14 protein-coding genes and 2 pseudogenes are annotated in these 15,467 nt (G+C 62.1%); 12 read left to right on the forward strand and 4 right to left on the reverse strand.

Going from position 1 to position 15,467, the window contains the following annotated elements:
* Positions 1–46 precede the first annotated feature (46 nt).
* The 7 genes and pseudogenes from N0B28_RS03540 to gdhA all read left to right on the forward strand — a co-directional run.
* Positions 47–748: pseudogene (locus N0B28_RS03540) on the forward strand (RHS repeat-associated core domain-containing protein); the annotation flags it as partial.
* Between the two features lie 394 nt (positions 749–1,142).
* Positions 1,143–1,757, forward strand: a complete 615-nt coding sequence (locus N0B28_RS03545) for a hypothetical protein (protein WP_275730375.1) — start codon at positions 1,143–1,145, stop codon at positions 1,755–1,757.
* 140 nt (positions 1,758–1,897) lie between these two features.
* Positions 1,898–2,339 (forward strand): annotated as a pseudogene (locus N0B28_RS03550) (hypothetical protein); the annotation flags it as partial.
* Positions 2,340–2,429: 90 nt separating this feature from the next.
* The gene (locus N0B28_RS03555; RefSeq protein ID WP_275730377.1) at positions 2,430–3,068 is read left to right on the forward strand and encodes an SMI1/KNR4 family protein; all 639 of its coding nucleotides are present in this window, start codon (positions 2,430–2,432) and stop codon (positions 3,066–3,068) included.
* A gap of 217 nt (positions 3,069–3,285) precedes the next feature.
* On the forward strand, positions 3,286–3,549 hold the full coding sequence (locus N0B28_RS03560; RefSeq protein WP_054916267.1) for a PAAR domain-containing protein: 264 nt from the start codon (positions 3,286–3,288) through the stop codon (positions 3,547–3,549).
* 120 nt (positions 3,550–3,669) lie between these two features.
* On the forward strand, positions 3,670–5,334 hold the full coding sequence (gene ettA / locus N0B28_RS03565) for an energy-dependent translational throttle protein EttA (protein WP_043860207.1): 1,665 nt from the start codon (positions 3,670–3,672) through the stop codon (positions 5,332–5,334).
* 265 nt (positions 5,335–5,599) lie between these two features.
* Positions 5,600–6,937: an NADP-specific glutamate dehydrogenase gene (gene gdhA / locus N0B28_RS03570; protein ID WP_043860208.1), complete on the forward strand. Its 1,338-nt coding sequence runs from the start codon at positions 5,600–5,602 to the stop codon at positions 6,935–6,937.
* On the opposite strand, the gene N0B28_RS03575 is transcribed toward gdhA, so the two are convergent.
* The 4 genes from N0B28_RS03575 to N0B28_RS03590 all read right to left on the reverse strand — a co-directional run bounded on the left by N0B28_RS03575 (position 6,934) and on the right by N0B28_RS03590 (position 10,417).
* Positions 6,934–7,422 carry a GreA/GreB family elongation factor gene (locus tag N0B28_RS03575; protein ID WP_054916265.1) on the reverse strand — a complete coding sequence of 163 codons (489 nt, stop codon included), beginning with the start codon at positions 7,420–7,422 and terminating at the stop codon, positions 6,934–6,936. The genes gdhA and N0B28_RS03575 overlap by 4 nt on opposite strands.
* Before the next feature lie 67 nt (positions 7,423–7,489).
* On the reverse strand, positions 7,490–7,840 hold the full coding sequence (locus N0B28_RS03580; protein WP_043860210.1) for a hypothetical protein: 351 nt from the start codon (positions 7,838–7,840) through the stop codon (positions 7,490–7,492).
* Between the two features lie 155 nt (positions 7,841–7,995).
* Complete coding sequence (locus tag N0B28_RS03585) at positions 7,996–9,849, reverse strand: DUF4105 domain-containing protein (protein WP_275730383.1); 1,854 nt, start codon at positions 9,847–9,849, stop codon at positions 7,996–7,998.
* Between the two features lie 79 nt (positions 9,850–9,928).
* Positions 9,929–10,417: a DUF3015 domain-containing protein gene (locus N0B28_RS03590; RefSeq protein ID WP_043860212.1), complete on the reverse strand. Its 489-nt coding sequence runs from the start codon at positions 10,415–10,417 to the stop codon at positions 9,929–9,931.
* Positions 10,418–10,693: 276 nt separating this feature from the next.
* Here N0B28_RS03590 and N0B28_RS03595 point away from each other — a divergent pair, with 276 nt between their 5' ends.
* From N0B28_RS03595 to N0B28_RS03615, 5 genes are all read left to right on the forward strand, one after another.
* The gene (locus N0B28_RS03595; RefSeq protein WP_043860213.1) at positions 10,694–13,132 is read left to right on the forward strand and encodes an ATP-binding protein; all 2,439 of its coding nucleotides are present in this window, start codon (positions 10,694–10,696) and stop codon (positions 13,130–13,132) included.
* Positions 13,133–13,348: 216 nt separating this feature from the next.
* Positions 13,349–13,690 (forward strand): hypothetical protein, encoded by a 342-nt coding sequence (locus N0B28_RS03600; protein WP_043860214.1) that lies wholly within the window; start codon positions 13,349–13,351, stop codon positions 13,688–13,690.
* Positions 13,691–13,799: 109 nt separating this feature from the next.
* Entirely contained in the window at positions 13,800–14,288 is a 489-nt protein-coding gene (locus tag N0B28_RS03605; protein WP_043860215.1) for a TIGR00645 family protein, read from the forward strand.
* A 136-nt stretch (positions 14,289–14,424) separates the two neighbouring features.
* A complete protein-coding gene (locus N0B28_RS03610) occupies positions 14,425–14,730 on the forward strand; it encodes a DUF6482 family protein (RefSeq protein WP_043860216.1) in 306 nt (101 codons plus the stop codon).
* 86 nt (positions 14,731–14,816) lie between these two features.
* A complete protein-coding gene (locus N0B28_RS03615) occupies positions 14,817–15,434 on the forward strand; it encodes an FKBP-type peptidyl-prolyl cis-trans isomerase (RefSeq protein WP_043860217.1) in 618 nt (205 codons plus the stop codon).
* Positions 15,435–15,467: the final 33 nt, after the last annotated feature.

Consider the following 15,467-nt stretch of genomic DNA (forward strand, 5'->3'; position numbering starts at 1 on the left):
CCCATTTGGCTGTTTAAAAAGATGCGGCGACGGCAACCACAAGGCCGAGTTCATCTATAACGCCCTTGGGCGGCACTTGCACAAGCATTCGGCGGCGCATTACTGGAACAAACCTGAAGCCGGTACTGGCTGGAACCAGCTGGAGCGAGCCAAGCGCCAGCGCGAGCTGAACTGCGGCTTCACCCTGTTCGGCTGGGACGGCGACACCCTCGCCTGGGAAAGCTCGCCTGCGCAGGATGAAGGTGACACCGGGCGCACGGTGCACTACCTGTACGAACCCGGCAGCTTTGTGCCGGTGGCGCAGGCTCTGCGCAAGGCCCCTATACGGTTGTACAAGGAGCCGGACTGGAGCAACCGCCCCTACGACATCGATCAGGACCCGCTCTGGCAGCAAGCGGCCTCGCCACAACCCTTTGATGCGATTGCCTGGTACCAGTGTGACCACCTGGGTACGCCGATGGAACTGACCGACCACAACGGCGACGTGGCGTGGTCGGCGCAGTACAAGGCGTGGGGTGAGGTGAAACAAGAACGTTCGGCCTGGGCGAAACAGGTGGGGTTGAACAACCCGATCCGCTTTCAGGGCCAGTATCACGACCATGAGACGGGACTGCACTACAACCGGTATCGGTACTATGATCCGGCGGTTGGGCGGTTTGTTGGGCAGGATCCGATTGGATATGCGGGCGGGTTGAACCTGTTTGCGTATACGCCGAATCCGGTTTACTGGATCGATCCATTAGGTCTTGCCGGAAATCCAGCAACGGCGACGCATGTTACGTATCAAGCAATTGATCAGCAGACAGGTAAGCCGTATATAGGTTATGCAAGTATGCCTGGGGATAGAGTCGGTGTGGATGTTGTAAAGTATCGATATGGCGGAAATTATGAGCGCTTTGGGGGGACCGCGCCGGAGGTTGTATATCGTGGGTATGGTCAGGGTGGAAAGGACACTGCCAGAGGACTAGAGCAGCATTATTTCGTGGAAAACGATGGGCTAGACGGAACTGCAAACAAACAGAATCCGGTTGGGAAGAATAACAAAAGGCGTCAAGAATATACTGATGCCGCTAATCGACATTTGGATTCTCAAGGCTTCGGCGGGTCTGTAGTATGCGAGCTCTAACTAAGGGGTGGGTGATTTGAAAAAAAGAATCGTATGGAAATCTGGCCATTTCATTGTAATCAAGGTTAGGGAGAATCTTTATACCGTCGCTAGAATGACTGGGAAGACCGTTCTTTGTATCTATGATGTTTTTCGAGAGGATGATTACTGGGATGACATCGATTGGAGTGGGGTTGAAGCGCTTTTTCAGGTCTTTGTTGGGGCTGTGGTACAAAAAAATTTAGGTGTGCGTAAAATTTCTGTGGAGGGAATTCAATCTCGATTCCTCAAACTTCAGCGCTACTGGCTAAAGCCGTATACGTCATTGGATGGGGCGCACTTTAAAGGTGGTCGAGAAACGTTTTCTTTTTATGGTGGAAGACTTATAGACGTAGGAGAGGTTGAGAATCCAGAAACATATGGGGCTCCGGTAATAAAACACGATCTGTCGGTTTATGGTGATCGAGAGATTATTGAAACGTATGAGCTTACAAATATGTGGGGTGATCTTGATCTTTCCGACAGATTGGCTCGCTATTACGATACAGGTGTAAATAGAGACGATCTTAAGTTTGAAGTTTTTCCGGGGCTCTGGAAGGATCGTGAAAAGCTTCGGCCTCTCACGCGCCGATTGCCGGTTCCATTGCGGTGACGAATTCGGGCAAAAACCTGCCGACACCTCACGCTCTGAAATGACCGGGTCGGCTATGCTCCGGGAGGCTCAAACGGTGGGCGCGGCGCTCACGTTATCTCGACCCCGTTAGGCGCTTCACCTCCCGCATCCCCAGCCGGGGCGAACAGCGCGAGGAAGAAACCTTCGCCTACGACGGCAGGCTGGTCCAGGTCATCAACGCCGCGAGCAAACTGCAGTGGTTGCATGACGAGGCCGGCAACCTCGTTCGTGACACCAACACTACCTGGCCACCGGCACCCCGATGGTCGCGGTGTGGCAGCACGAGTACGACGCCCTCAACCTGCGTACCTCCACCACTCGTCCGGACGGGCACAAGGTCAGCTGGCTGACCTACGGTAGCGGTCATCTGTTGGGCATGACGGTCGATCAGCATGAACTGCTGGCCCCAACCTGCTGAACGACAAGCACCACGAACCGACCCGTCCGCTGGAGCGTGCGCCCAGGCGTAACCGGTTGATGGACAACCTGCTGCGTGAGTATGCGGGCACGCATTACACCTATGACGAGCGGGGCAACCTGAGCCACCGGTTGCACAACGGTGTGCAGGTCCGAAAGCAGTTACTGGCATGTGAACGAAAATACAAGCGACCTCATGCGGCGTGATCGACCAGGCCATAGCGTGCCAAGGAGTTGGATCTCAAATTCTGTTACATGATGGAGCCGTTTCAGGGTGTTACCGATCTGGCATATTCGCAGGACAGCGCAGTGTCCTCAGACGTTTTGAAAACCTGCTTGAATCACTACTTGCTGCACGATGATCCTCTGGACGTGAGTCAGGGCCACCAATACAGTGCTCAACGCGGGATTCTTGTAGCCTCCAGTGATGGATTTCGAAACCGAATGTCAAAAACGCGTGTCATCGGCACAACGCTTTCTGCAATCGCTTCTGCAGAGAAGGAACTGAACAGAACGTTCCCCACATCCTTTTCCCGCTGGCTGCTTGCCAACAATGGACGGTCACTGGGTGGCCTGGTGGTGTTCCCCGTGTTCGACAGCCGAGACCCGAGGAAGACCTGGGACTCGATCGTCCGAAATTACACCGCAGGGTGGCAGACGTGGCTGGAAAATTTCTCGCAATCGCCTGAGCGTTTTGCACCGCTGTTGCCCTTCGCAGAGTTTGGAACAGGTGATTATTATTGCTTCGATTATGACGCGCAAGGCGCCTCAGGCGAGCCTGCCGTGGTGTTGTGGGATCATGAAACGGGCAGTGCCCGCCGTGTTGCGGATGACTTTGAGCAGTGGCTGAGTAGCGTTGATCCTGCTCCTTAACGATCATCAGTAGCCCTGGATGGCTTGAATGTATGACAGCGGCTATGAGTATCTGGGCAGCCCAGCGTGATACCCGCTCGATGACGCCCGCGTTCCCACGACATGCAACGGCATGTTGATGTTCAGCCCTCTTCCAATCAGGCACCATCGGACGTGAGTGCAAAGGCCTGCACCTCCACACGTAATACATCCCATCACACAAGGACGGACCCACCTCATGAAAGACATTGTTCGCCTGGGCGATGCCACCACCCACGGTGGCGTGGTACTCGAAGCCTTTTCCAACACCAACCTCAATGGCAAGCCGATTGCCGGGGTAGGGCACAGCGTCAGTTGCCCCCTGTGCAAAGGGGTATTTCCCATTGCCGAGGGCAGCAGCACCTACAGCGTCGGCGGTACGCCCGTGGCGCTGGATGGCATGAAGACCGCCTGCGGCGCCGCGCTGATCGCCAGTGGCCCCAAGGGCGCAGTCATCAGCTAGGCATTGCCCGCAACGTGCACTTTCCCCCCCGGCCGCACCGCCAGTCGCGACGATGGCCGGGGTACCCAATTGTGTCTACAATCAGCTCCTTTGATTGACCTACTTACTGGAGCTCACGTTTTGGCTCAATACGTCTACACCATGCATCGGCTGAGCAAAGTTGTGCCGCCGAAGCGGGAAATCCTCAAGAACATTTCGCTGTCCTTTTTCCCCGGCGCCAAGATCGGCGTGCTCGGCCTCAACGGTTCGGGTAAATCCACCCTGCTGAAAATCATGGCCGGCGTCGACACCGAGTTCGACGGCGAAGCGCGTCCGATGCCCGATCTGAATGTCGGCTACCTGCCGCAAGAGCCGCAACTGGACCCCACCAAGACCGTGCGTGAAGTGGTCGAAGAGGCCGTCAGCGTGATCAAGGACGCCCAGGCCCGCCTGGACGAGGTCTACGCCGCCTATGCCGATCCGGACGCCGACTTCGACAAGCTGGCCGCCGAACAGGCCAAGCTGGAAGCGATCCTGCAGGCCAGCGACGGTCACAACCTCGAGCGCCAGCTGGAAGTCGCCGCCGACGCGCTGCGCCTGCCGGCCTGGGACGCCAAGGTCGAACACCTGTCCGGTGGAGAGAAGCGCCGCGTGGCCCTGTGCCGCCTGCTGCTGTCGGCCCCCGACATGCTGCTGCTCGACGAACCGACCAACCACCTGGATGCCGACTCGGTCGCCTGGCTGGAGCACTTCCTGCACGACTTCCCGGGCACCGTGGTCGCTATTACCCACGACCGTTACTTCCTGGACAACGTCGCCGGCTGGATTCTGGAACTCGACCGCGGCGCCGGTATTCCTTACGAGGGCAACTATTCGGGTTGGCTGGAAGCCAAGTCGGACCGCCTGGCCCAGGAGTCCAAGCAGCAGTCGGCCCATGAAAAGGCCATGAAGGAAGAACTGGAATGGGTGCGCAAAGGCGCCAAGGCCCGCCAGTCCAAATCCAAGGCGCGTCTGCAACGCTTCGAAGAAATGCAGTCGCAGGAATTCCAGAAGCGCAGCGAAACCAACGAGATCTACATCCCGGCCGGCCCGCGTCTGGGTGACAAGGTCATCGAGTTCAAGAACGTCACCAAGGGCTACGGCGACCGCGTTCTGATCGACAACCTGTCGTTCAGCATGCCAAAAGGCGCCATTGTCGGTGTGATCGGCGGTAACGGCGCCGGTAAATCGACCCTGTTCCGCATGCTGATGGGCAAGGAGCAACCGGACTCGGGCAGCATCGAGATCGGTGAAACCGTGCAACTGGCCTGCGTCGATCAGAGCCGCGAAGACCTGGACGGCGGCAAGACCGTGTTCCAGCAGATCTCCGACGGTTCCGACCAGATCCGCATCGGCAACTACGAGATTCCGGCGCGTACCTACGTGGGGCGCTTCAACTTCAAGGGCGGCGACCAGCAGAAGTTCGTCAAGGACCTCTCCGGTGGTGAGCGTGGCCGCCTGCACCTGGCGTTGACGCTCAAAGAGGGCGGCAACGTGCTGCTGCTCGACGAACCGTCCAACGACCTCGACGTCGAAACCCTGCGTTCGCTGGAGGAAGCCCTGCTGGACTTCCCGGGCGCCGCTATCGTGATCTCTCACGATCGGTGGTTCCTTGACCGTGTGGCTACCCACATCCTGGCCTACGAAGACGATTCGCAGGCGGTGTTCTTCGAAGGCAACTACACCGAGTACGAAGCCGATCGCAAGAAGCGCCTGGGTGAAGCCGCTGCCCAGCCGCACCGGGTACGGCACAAGAAACTGGCATGACCTTCACGGTCTTGCACTGAAACGGGGCCTTCGGGCCCCGTTTTTTTTGCCTGGAATCCGGGTGAATCCTTCGCCGGCAAGGCCGGCTCCTACAGGGTTGTGCGGCCTGCTGTAGGAGCAGGCTTTGCCGGCGAAGGTGTATACATTTATAGAAATGCACCATTTATTTCCATAAAAACGACATTTTGCCCTGTTGCGGTGCGAGTGGTTCTTGGTAAAGTCCTGAAAAAACTAATAAGTCCAACTCTATCTGGTGAATGTCTAAATGATCGAATCCGTCGAAGACTTCCTCGCACGCCTGCAAAAACGCGACCCTGCCCAGCCCGAGTTCCATCAGGCCGTGGAAGAGGTACTGCGCAGCCTGTGGCCCTTCCTCGAAGCCAACCCGCACTACCTGCAGGCCGGTATTCTCGAACGCATGGTCGAGCCGGAGCGGGCCATTCTGTTCCGTGTATCGTGGGTCGACGACAAGGGCAGGGTGCGTGTCAACCGCGGCTACCGCATCCAGATGAGCAGCGCCATCGGCCCATACAAGGGCGGCCTGCGTTTCCACCCTTCGGTGAACCTCGGCGTGCTGAAGTTCCTGGCCTTCGAACAGGTACTCAAGAATTCCCTCACCTCGCTGCCCATGGGCGGCGGCAAGGGCGGCTCGGACTTCGACCCCAAGGGCAAGAGCGACGCCGAAGTCATGCGCTTCTGCCAGGCATTCATGAGCGAGCTGTACCGCCACATCGGCGCCGACCTCGACGTGCCGGCCGGTGACATCGGCGTAGGTGGTCGCGAAATCGGCTTCCTGTTCGGCCAGTACAAGCGCCTGGCCAACCAGTTCACCTCGGTGCTGACCGGCAAGGGCATGAACTACGGCGGCAGCCTGATTCGCCCCGAAGCCACCGGCTACGGCTGCGTGTACTTCGCCGAAGAAATGCTCAAGCGCGACGGCCTGCGCATCGACGGTCGCCGTGTGGCCATCTCCGGCTCCGGCAACGTGGCGCAATATGCCGCGCGCAAGGTCATGGACCTGGGCGGCAAGGTCATCTCGCTGTCCGACTCCGAGGGTACCCTGTACTGCGAAGCCGGCCTGAACGATGCGCAGTGGGATGCGCTGATGGAGCTCAAGAACGTCAAGCGCGGCCGCCTGAGCGAGCTGGGCGGCGAGTTCGGCCTGGAGTTCCGCGCCGGCCAGCGCCCATGGAGCCTGGCCTGCGACATCGCCCTGCCGTGCGCCACCCAGAACGAGCTGGACGCCGAAGACGCCCGCACCCTGCTGCGTAACGGCTGCATCTGCGTGGCCGAAGGCGCCAACATGCCGACCACCCTGGACGCCGTGGACCTCTTCATCGAGGCCGGCATCCTGTTCGCCCCGGGCAAGGCCTCCAACGCCGGCGGCGTGGCCGTCAGCGGCCTGGAGATGTCGCAGAACGCCATGCGCCTGCTGTGGACGGCCGGCGAGGTGGACAGCAAGCTGCACAACATCATGCAGTCGATCCACCATGCCTGCGTGTACTACGGCGAAGAGAACGGCCGCATCAACTACGTCAAGGGCGCCAACATCGCCGGCTTTGTCAAGGTTGCCGACGCCATGCTGGCCCAGGGCGTGGTCTAGGCCTGCGGCTCGATGGCGACGACCTCGATCAGTTGATCACCCGCCGGTCGTCGCCACAGCACCTCGTCACCGGGCGCTGCCCCCAGCAGTGCCCGGCCCAGGGGTGACCCCCAGTTGATCAGGCCACTGGCGGCATAGGCCTGGTCTTCGCCGACCAGTTGCACTTCATGCTGGCGGCCTTCTTCATCGACAAACACCACCCGGCTACCGATCTGCACCTTGCTCTGCGAGGTGGCGGGTGCGGCCACCTGGGCGCTCTGCACGCGGGCGCTGAAGTAGCGCAGGTCGCGCTCGACCTCGGCCAGGCGTTGTTTGTCGGGGTCGCCCAGCAGCGTGCTGCGCAGGGTCTCCAGTTCGCTGACCCGCTGCTTGAGCAGGGTCAGGCCCTGGGCGGTGACGTGGTTGGGTTGTTCGCTGATGCGCCGCTCTACCGGTTGATTGGCCTGATCGGCGGCCTGGTCTTCGTTGACGAATGCTCGGCTCATGGTTGGCCTCCTTTGTAGGAAGACCATGATGCGCGGTCACCGGTTGCATCGAATGTTCGAGGGCGACCTATTGGCGTCGATAGGCGCGGGCGGCGTCGCGGTCCTTTTCCTGCTGCCACTGCTGATCGCGCTCGTCCCAGTGGCGGCTGCGGTAGGTGTCCTGGTCCTGGCTCTGCTGCATGGCCTGGCACTGGCGAAAGCCGTCGTCCCAGCCGGTCTCGTACTGGCGGTCGTGCAGATAGCGCGGCACGTCCTTGCGAAACTCGCCCATCATCACGCCTGCGGCCTGGTGGCCGCTGCTGCAACCGGCCTGGAAGCCGTCGGCGTAGGGGGCAGGGTAGCCTTGCTCGATCAGTTGATCGTGGGTGCTGGCGCAACCGCCCAGCATCATTGCCACCAGTACCCAGTGCCCGCGCATGTTCGAACTCTCCACCTGTTGGGGGGAAGTCTAGGTGCTGGTGTGTGCAAGAGAGGTCAAAAAGATGTCAGACAATTGGATCGCATCGCGGGTCAAGCCCGCTCCCACAAGGTTTCTCACTGCCCTTGTGGGAGCGGGCTTGACCCGCGATGACTTCAGTAGTTGTACCACTTCACCTCGAGCATCACCTCGTTCTGCGCCGTCGCCAGCTGGCTGAACTCGCGCCTGGCACTCAGGCGCAGGCCCAGGTTGCGCGACAGTTCCCACTGCTGGTTGAGGCTCAGGCTGCGGCGGACCTCGCCATTGGTGAAGTAGTCGCCCTTGGCCTCCAGGCTCAGGTTGCCCAGCCCGTTGCGCCACAGCACGCCGGTGTTGAACCCTGCCGCGGGTGCGATGAACCCGGCAAAGTCATTGTTGTGCTCCACCCGCACCGTGCCCAGGGCAAACCCGATCATGTCCTCGCCCAATTGCCAGGTGCCCCCGGCGCCGCCATTCACATGGCTGACCAGCACCTCGTTCTCATGCTTGCCCAGCACCCGTTCCAACCCGCCGGCCACCTGCCACGACCACGGCTTGAGCAGGTCGTTGCGCGGCGTCAGCGAGCGGATCGTGGCCAGGTCCAGGCGCTGCACCTGCCAGTCGTTGTGTTCGTACTGGCGCACCTTCAGTTGCAGGATCTCGATCTGCGCCCCCAGCGGGAAGCCGTAGGCGTTGTCGTTGAGGTCGTGATAGGCCATGCGCAGCCCGTACTCGGCAAAGGCCCGGTCTTCTCGGGTACCCACGCCCAGCTGCCAGGTGCGCGACTCGTGGCCGTCCTCCGGCAGCCCGGGGCGTTCGATCTGCAACGGCGGTGGCGGGTTGCGGTTGATCGCGCGCAGCAGCTCGAAGCTACGCCTGGCCCGCTCCGGGTCGCGCTCCAGGCCATTGGCGCGGTAGCGCTCCAAGCGATAGGCGGCGTCCTGCACCAGCGCCTGGCGCTCGCGCGGCAGCTCGGTGAAGGCGGGGCTCTGCAGTTGCGCGGTGTCGGCGCTCACGGCCAGCACCTGCTGCTGTTCGGCATGGTCCAGCGGTTTGGCCCGCTCCAGCAGCTCGCGCTCGCGCGATGGGCGGTAGTCGGTACGCGCCACCAGCCCGGACTGTTTCACCGCCTTGACCGTGTCGGTGGGGATCGCCGTGAGCGGGAACTGCGAGGTCAGGTCCAGGCTCGGCCGTGCCACCTGCAGCAGTTCGAGCAGGCGATACGAGCAGTTTTCGTCGAAGAAGAAATAGTCGAACTGGATCTGCTTGAGTTCCCAGATGTGCTCGACCATGCGCCCGGTTTCCTCGGGCGTGAGGTTCAGCCGGTATTCCCACAGGTCGCGGTTTTCCAGGCTGCGGTATTCGGACAGCTTCTCCTGGTAGGGCACCAGCGCGAACAGGCCGGGGTAGCCGCCCATCAGGCCCTTCCAGGCATACAGGATGCTGTTGTCGTTGCCCTCGATGTAGGCGCCGAAGTTGATCGCGTAGCTCAGCAGTGCGGTGTTGTCGCTCTGCACGTCGGCCTGGTCGATACGCAGCAGCGTGTGCCCGAACATCGACGAGGGGCTGTTCAGGTAGGCGGCCGGGAAGATCATCACCGCGCTGTGCGGCGACACGTCCGAGTACCACTGGGTGTAGGCCGTGCAGTCCGGCGCCGGCAGGTCGGTGAGCTGCAACTGCTCGCGCAGCCAGCGGGTGCGCGCCGGGAATACGCATTGCGCGTGCTGATCGCCCAGGCTGGCCGGGGCGTACAGCGCCTCATAGGTGGCGCGCAGTTCCTGGTCAGGGTGGTGCGCACCGTCCTTGGCCAGGAAGAATTTGGGGTCGTCCACGTAGCTGCGCCATCCGCCGAGCTTGGCGGTTTCGTAATGGCCCAGGGAGATCCAGTAGCGGTCGTTGGCCAGTGCGTGCAGACGAGCATCGTCCAGCACGGTGGCAGCGTGCAGCGGGGCGCAGGCACAGAGCGCCAGGTAGGCAAGGCGTTTGAGCATGTCGGGCAACTACGTCTGAATGATGCCGATAGAGGCGGGCAAACAAACCCGCCCCGTGGTCGGGGCGGGTGTGCCGAGCTTAGGCCGGGGTTGCGTATTTGGCCAGACGGGCGTCGCTTTTCAGGACGGCGAGGGTGTTGGTGTGAACATCTTCAGCGGTAGCGTCGGCTGTGGTGAAGATCTCCTGGAAGTGCTGGTGGGTCACGGCCGCGAAGTGCGCACGGTCTTCCGGTGCGACGCCCAGTACCACCGCGTAGGTGGTCAGTGCTTCGCCCTGGCCTTGCGCCATGTCTTCGGACAGCTCGTTCATCATGCCATTCATGGCGAACCAGGATTTGCCGCCATAGGTCAGCGACGCATTGGTGGAGCAGCCGTTGGTGCCCGAGGTCATGCCGAAGGTGGCGTTGCCCGAGGTACCGTTGGTGGTGGATGCGAGGAAGTGAGCCGGCGTGCCGCGTTGGCCCTCGAACAGCATGTTGCCCCAGCCGCAGTCCGGGCCGCCTGGCGCCTGGGCCATGGCGTTGAGCGAAACCGCGGTGAACAGAGTACCCAGAAGAATCCGTTTCATAGCATTGTTCTCTTTCTGATGTTCAAACCAAAGGTCAGGGTTATCTGGCATGTCTGTAGGACTAGTTGCCAGGACGGGTCGGTTGTTTACCCAGCCGCGCAGTTTGGAGTTTAGGCACGATCTAAGGGTTCCGTGATTAATTGCAAAAGATTGCTTGAAATAATTGACGCGGAGCAGGTTTTCGACCCTGCGCGCTAAAGCGTTGAAGAGCCTTGCAAGCCGGGCGCAGGCGGCGCCAGAATGCCGTCATCCGCCCCGCCGAAGTAAGGAAGCCCGATGCCCGATCCTGTTGCTGCGAGCCTGCGTCTTGCGCCCGAAGCCCTGACCCGGCCGTTTTCCGCTGAACAGTTCGATTTTTCCACCACCAATGATCTGGAGCCCTTTCGCGGTGTGCTAGGCCAGGAACGTGCAGTCGAAGCCTTGCAGTTCGGCGTCGCCATGCCACGCCCCGGTTACAACGTGTTTGTCATGGGCGAGCCGGGCACCGGCCGCTTCTCGTTCGTCAAGCGCTACCTCAAGGCAGAAGGCAAGCGCCTGCAGACGCCGTCCGACTGGCTGTACGTCAACAACTTCGACGAGCCCCGCGAGCCCAAGGCGTTCGAGCTGCCGGCCGGCAGTGCCGGGGCCTTCATCGCCGATATCGGGGGCCTGATCGACAACCTGCTGGCGACCTTTCCGGCGGTGTTCGAGCACCCGTCCTATCAGCAGAAGAAAAGCGCCATCGACCGCGCCTTCAACCAGCGCTACGACCGTGCCCTGGATGTGATCGAGCGCGCCTCGCTGGAAAAGGACGTGGCCCTGTACCGCGACAGCAGCAACGTCGCCTTCACCCCCATGGCCGATGGCAAGGCGCTGGACGAGGCCGAGTTCGCCCAGTTGCCTGAGGCCGAGCGCGAGCGTTTCCACGAGGACATCGCCGCGCTGGAAGAGCGCCTCAACGAAGAGCTCGCCAGCCTGCCGCAGTGGAAGCGCGAGTCGAACAACCAGCTGCGCCAGCTCAACGAAGAAACCATCACCCTGGCCCTGCAGCCCTTGCTGGCCCCGCTGTCGGAGAAATACGCCGAGAACGCCGCGGTGTGCGCCTACCTGCAGGCCATGCAGGTCAACCTGCTGCGCACCGTGGTCGAGCAACTGGTCGACGACAGCAAGACCGACGCGGTGGCGCGCAAGATGCTCGAAGAGCAGTACGCCCCCAGCCTGGTGGTCGGCCATCACGCCAGCGGCGGCGCGCCCGTGGTGTTCGAGCCGCACCCTACCTACGACAACCTGTTCGGCCGCATCGAATACGGCAACGACCAGGGCGCGCTGTACACCACCTATCGCCAGTTGCGCCCGGGGGCGCTGCACCGCGCCAATGGCGGGTTCCTGATTCTGGAAGCCGAGAAGATGCTCGGCGAGCCGTTCGTGTGGGATGCGCTCAAGCGCGCCCTGCAATCGCGCAAGCTGAAGATGGAGTCGCCGCTGGGCGAGTTCGGTCGCCTGGCCACCGTGACCCTCACCCCGCAGATGATCCCGCTGCAGGTCAAGGTGATCATCATCGGCGCCCGCCAGCTGTACTACGCGCTGCAGGACCACGACCCGGACTTCCAGGAGATGTTCCGGGTGCTGGTGGACTTCGACGAAGACATTCCCATGGTCGAGGAGAGCCTGGAGCAGTTCGCCCAGCTGCTCAAGACCCGCACCAGCGAGGAGGGCATGGCCCCGCTGACCGCCGATGCGGTGGCGCGCCTGGCCACCTACAGCGCCCGCCTGGCCGAGCACCAGGGGCGCCTGTCGGCGCGCATCGGCGACCTGTTCCAGCTGGTCAGCGAGGCGGATTTCATTCGCCACCTGGCCAACGACGAGATGACCGACGCCGGGCACATCGAGCGGGCGCTCAAGGCCAAGGCCACGCGTACCGGGCGGGTATCGGCGCGGATTCTCGACGACATGCTGGCCGGGATCATCCTGATCGACACCGAAGGCGCGGCGGTGGGCAAGTGCAACGGCCTGACCGTGCTGGAGGTGGGCGATTCGGCGTTCGGCGTGCCGGCGCGGATTTCCGCCACGGTGTACCCGGGCGGCAGCGGCATCGTGGATATCGAGCGTGAGGTCAACCTGGGCCAGCCGATCCACTCCAAGGGCGTGATGATCCTCACCGGGTACCTGGGCAGCCGCTATGCCCAGGAGTTCCCCCTGGCGATTTCGGCCAGCATCGCGCTGGAGCAGTCCTACGGCTATGTGGATGGCGACAGCGCATCGCTGGGCGAGGCCTGCACGCTGATCTCGGCCCTGTCGAAAACCCCGCTCAAGCAGTGCTTTGCGATCACCGGCTCGATCAACCAGTTCGGTGAAGTGCAGGCGGTGGGCGGGGTCAACGAGAAGATCGAGGGCTTCTTCCGCCTGTGCGAGGCTCGTGGCCTGACCGGTGAGCAGGGCGCGATCATCCCGCGGGCCAACGTGGCCACGCTGATGCTCGACGAGCGCGTGCTGCAGGCGGTGCGCGCCGGGCAATTCCATGTGTACGCAGTCAGTCAGGCCGACGAGGCCCTGAGCCTGCTGGTGGGCGAGCCGGCCGGGCAGCCGAACGAGGAGGGCGAGTTCCCCGAGGGCAGCATCAATGCGCGGGTGGTCGAGCGGTTGCGGGTGATTGCCGAGATGATCAGCGAAGAGGACCTCAAGGAAGCCGAGAAGGAGCAGGCCGAAGAGGCGCTGGCGCAGGTGAAGCCTTCCTGACCGCGGTGGGTTCTTCGCCGGCAATGCCGGCTCCTACATGTGGGAGTCGGCATTGCCGGCGAAGGGGGCAGTTCGGCGCACGGTACATGACCGCTCGGCGCCGACCGCTTGTCGCCGGCGGATTTCTTCTATCCTCAAGGCATGGACCGTCGTGCGCAAAAGGATCGAAACCAGCCTGGCCACAGGCTACGCAACGCCTCACCGAGGACCGTCGCCATGCCGCGTACCCTCAGCCTTACCCGTCAATGCCTGGGCCTGGTGACCCGCATTGAGTGCCGTATCCGCCCGCTGGCCGGTGACACCGGCATGTGGACACTGCTGTTCGCCGCCGGCATGGCCGGCGAGCAACCCTCCGCGATCAAGGCCCAGGGGCCGTTTCACGGGCCGTTCGTGGCCGAGTCGGTGCTCAGCGCGATTGTCGACAGCCTGACCCTGCACGGCTACCAGGTGGCCGACGACCCGCAGATCTGGTGCGTGCACCTGCAGGCGCAGCTGCGTCGCATCAACGGCGAGCGGGTTCATCATGTGGGTGACCTGCAGTCCAACCCCGACACCTGAGCCGACCGGATCATCCACTGGCCTGTGGCAGCGTGTCGCGGGCTTTTCCTGTCACAGGTGGCTGCTATACTCGCGCTCGTTTTTTTCCAGCCACCTGGTGATCTGCTCAATGGAACGCTTTATCGAAAATGCGATGTACGCCTCGCGCTGGCTGCTCGCACCCATCTATTTTGGCCTGTCCCTGGGGCTGCTGGCGTTGGCGCTGAAGTTCTTTCAGGAGATCTTCCATGTGCTGCCCAACGTCTTCTCGCTGGCCGAGTCCGACCTCATCCTGGTACTGCTGTCGCTGATCGACATGGCCCTGGTGGGCGGCCTGCTGGTGATGGTGATGATCTCCGGCTACGAGAACTTCGTCTCGCAGCTGGATATCGCCGAAGGCACCGAAAAGCTCAACTGGCTGGGCAAGATGGACTCTTCCTCGCTGAAGATGAAGGTGGCCGCCTCGATCGTGGCGATCTCCTCCATCCACCTGCTGCGGGTGTTCATGGACGCGCGCAACATCGAGACCCAGTACCTGATGTGGTACGTGATCATCCACATGACCTTCGTGGTCTCGGCGTTCGCCATGGGCTACCTGGACAAGATGACCAAGCACTGACCTGCGGGGTATCACGCCTTGTCAGCCGCCCGTCCGTTGCATAACGGACGGGCGGTTGCGTTTCTGGCTTGTGCTTTGGTCGATGCTGTACAAAAAATGAACGGCCTGTGGAATGTTCCAGTAGCGAGGTATCGCAATGAACCTGCATGAACTGAACAGCGAGGCCAGGGCCGGCCGGGTGGACGAACTGAACCTGATCGCCATCGAAGGGGGGGACTTCGTGCTCGAGGCCCGGGTCAAGGGCAAGGCGCACCCGTTGCTGGATGCCAAGGGGGTACGTCTCAAGGTGCACTCGGTGGTCGATGGCCAGCGCCTGCTCAATGGCTTGCCCGCCGTGCCGTTGCACCTGGTGCACTGGTCGGTGCAGGACGAGATGTGCGGCCTGCACGGCACCCCCGAAGAAGACCTCAAGGTGCCGATGCCGCGACGTACTGCCTGGTAGCTGAACTGCTTTGCCGCAGTGTGCTAGGCTGCTTGCCCTTTTCACAGCGGGCGCGGCTTTTGTGCGCCCTGTAGCGGAGCAGAAACATGTCCGAACTCAACCTGTCCACCGACGAAACCCGCGTCAGCTACGGCATTGGCCGTCAGCTGGGTGGCCAGCTGCGTGACAACCCGCCACCGGGCGTCAACCTGGACGCGATCCTGGCCGGTCTGACCGACGCCTTCAATGGCCAGGCCAGCCGCGTCAGCGAAGAAGACCTGTCGGCCAGCTTCAAGGTCATCCGTGAAATCATGCAGGCCGAAGCGGCTGCCAAGGCCGAAGCGGCCGCTGGCGAAGGCAAGGCCTTCCTGGCCGAGAACGCCAAGCGTGACGGCATCACCACCCTGGCCTCGGGCCTGCAGTTCGAAGTACTGACTGCCGGTGAAGGCGCCAAGCCAAGCCGTGAAGACAGCGTGCGCACCCACTACCACGGCACCCTGATCGACGGCACCGTGTTCGACAGCTCCTACGAGCGTGGCCAGCCGGCAGAATTCCCGGTCGGCGGCGTGATCGCTGGCTGGACCGAGGCCCTGCAACTGATGAACGCGGGCAGCAAATGGCGCCTGTACGTACCGAGCGAGCTGGCTTACGGCGCCCAGGGCGTTGGCAGCATCCCGCCGCACAGCGTGCTGGTGTTCGACGTCGAGCTGCTGGACGTACTGTAATACCTCTTCGCCGGCAAGGCCGGCTCCTACAGG

Source organism: Pseudomonas sp. SD17-1 (genome assembly GCF_029201585.1).
GTDB lineage: Bacteria > Pseudomonadota > Gammaproteobacteria > Pseudomonadales > Pseudomonadaceae > Aquipseudomonas > Aquipseudomonas palmensis.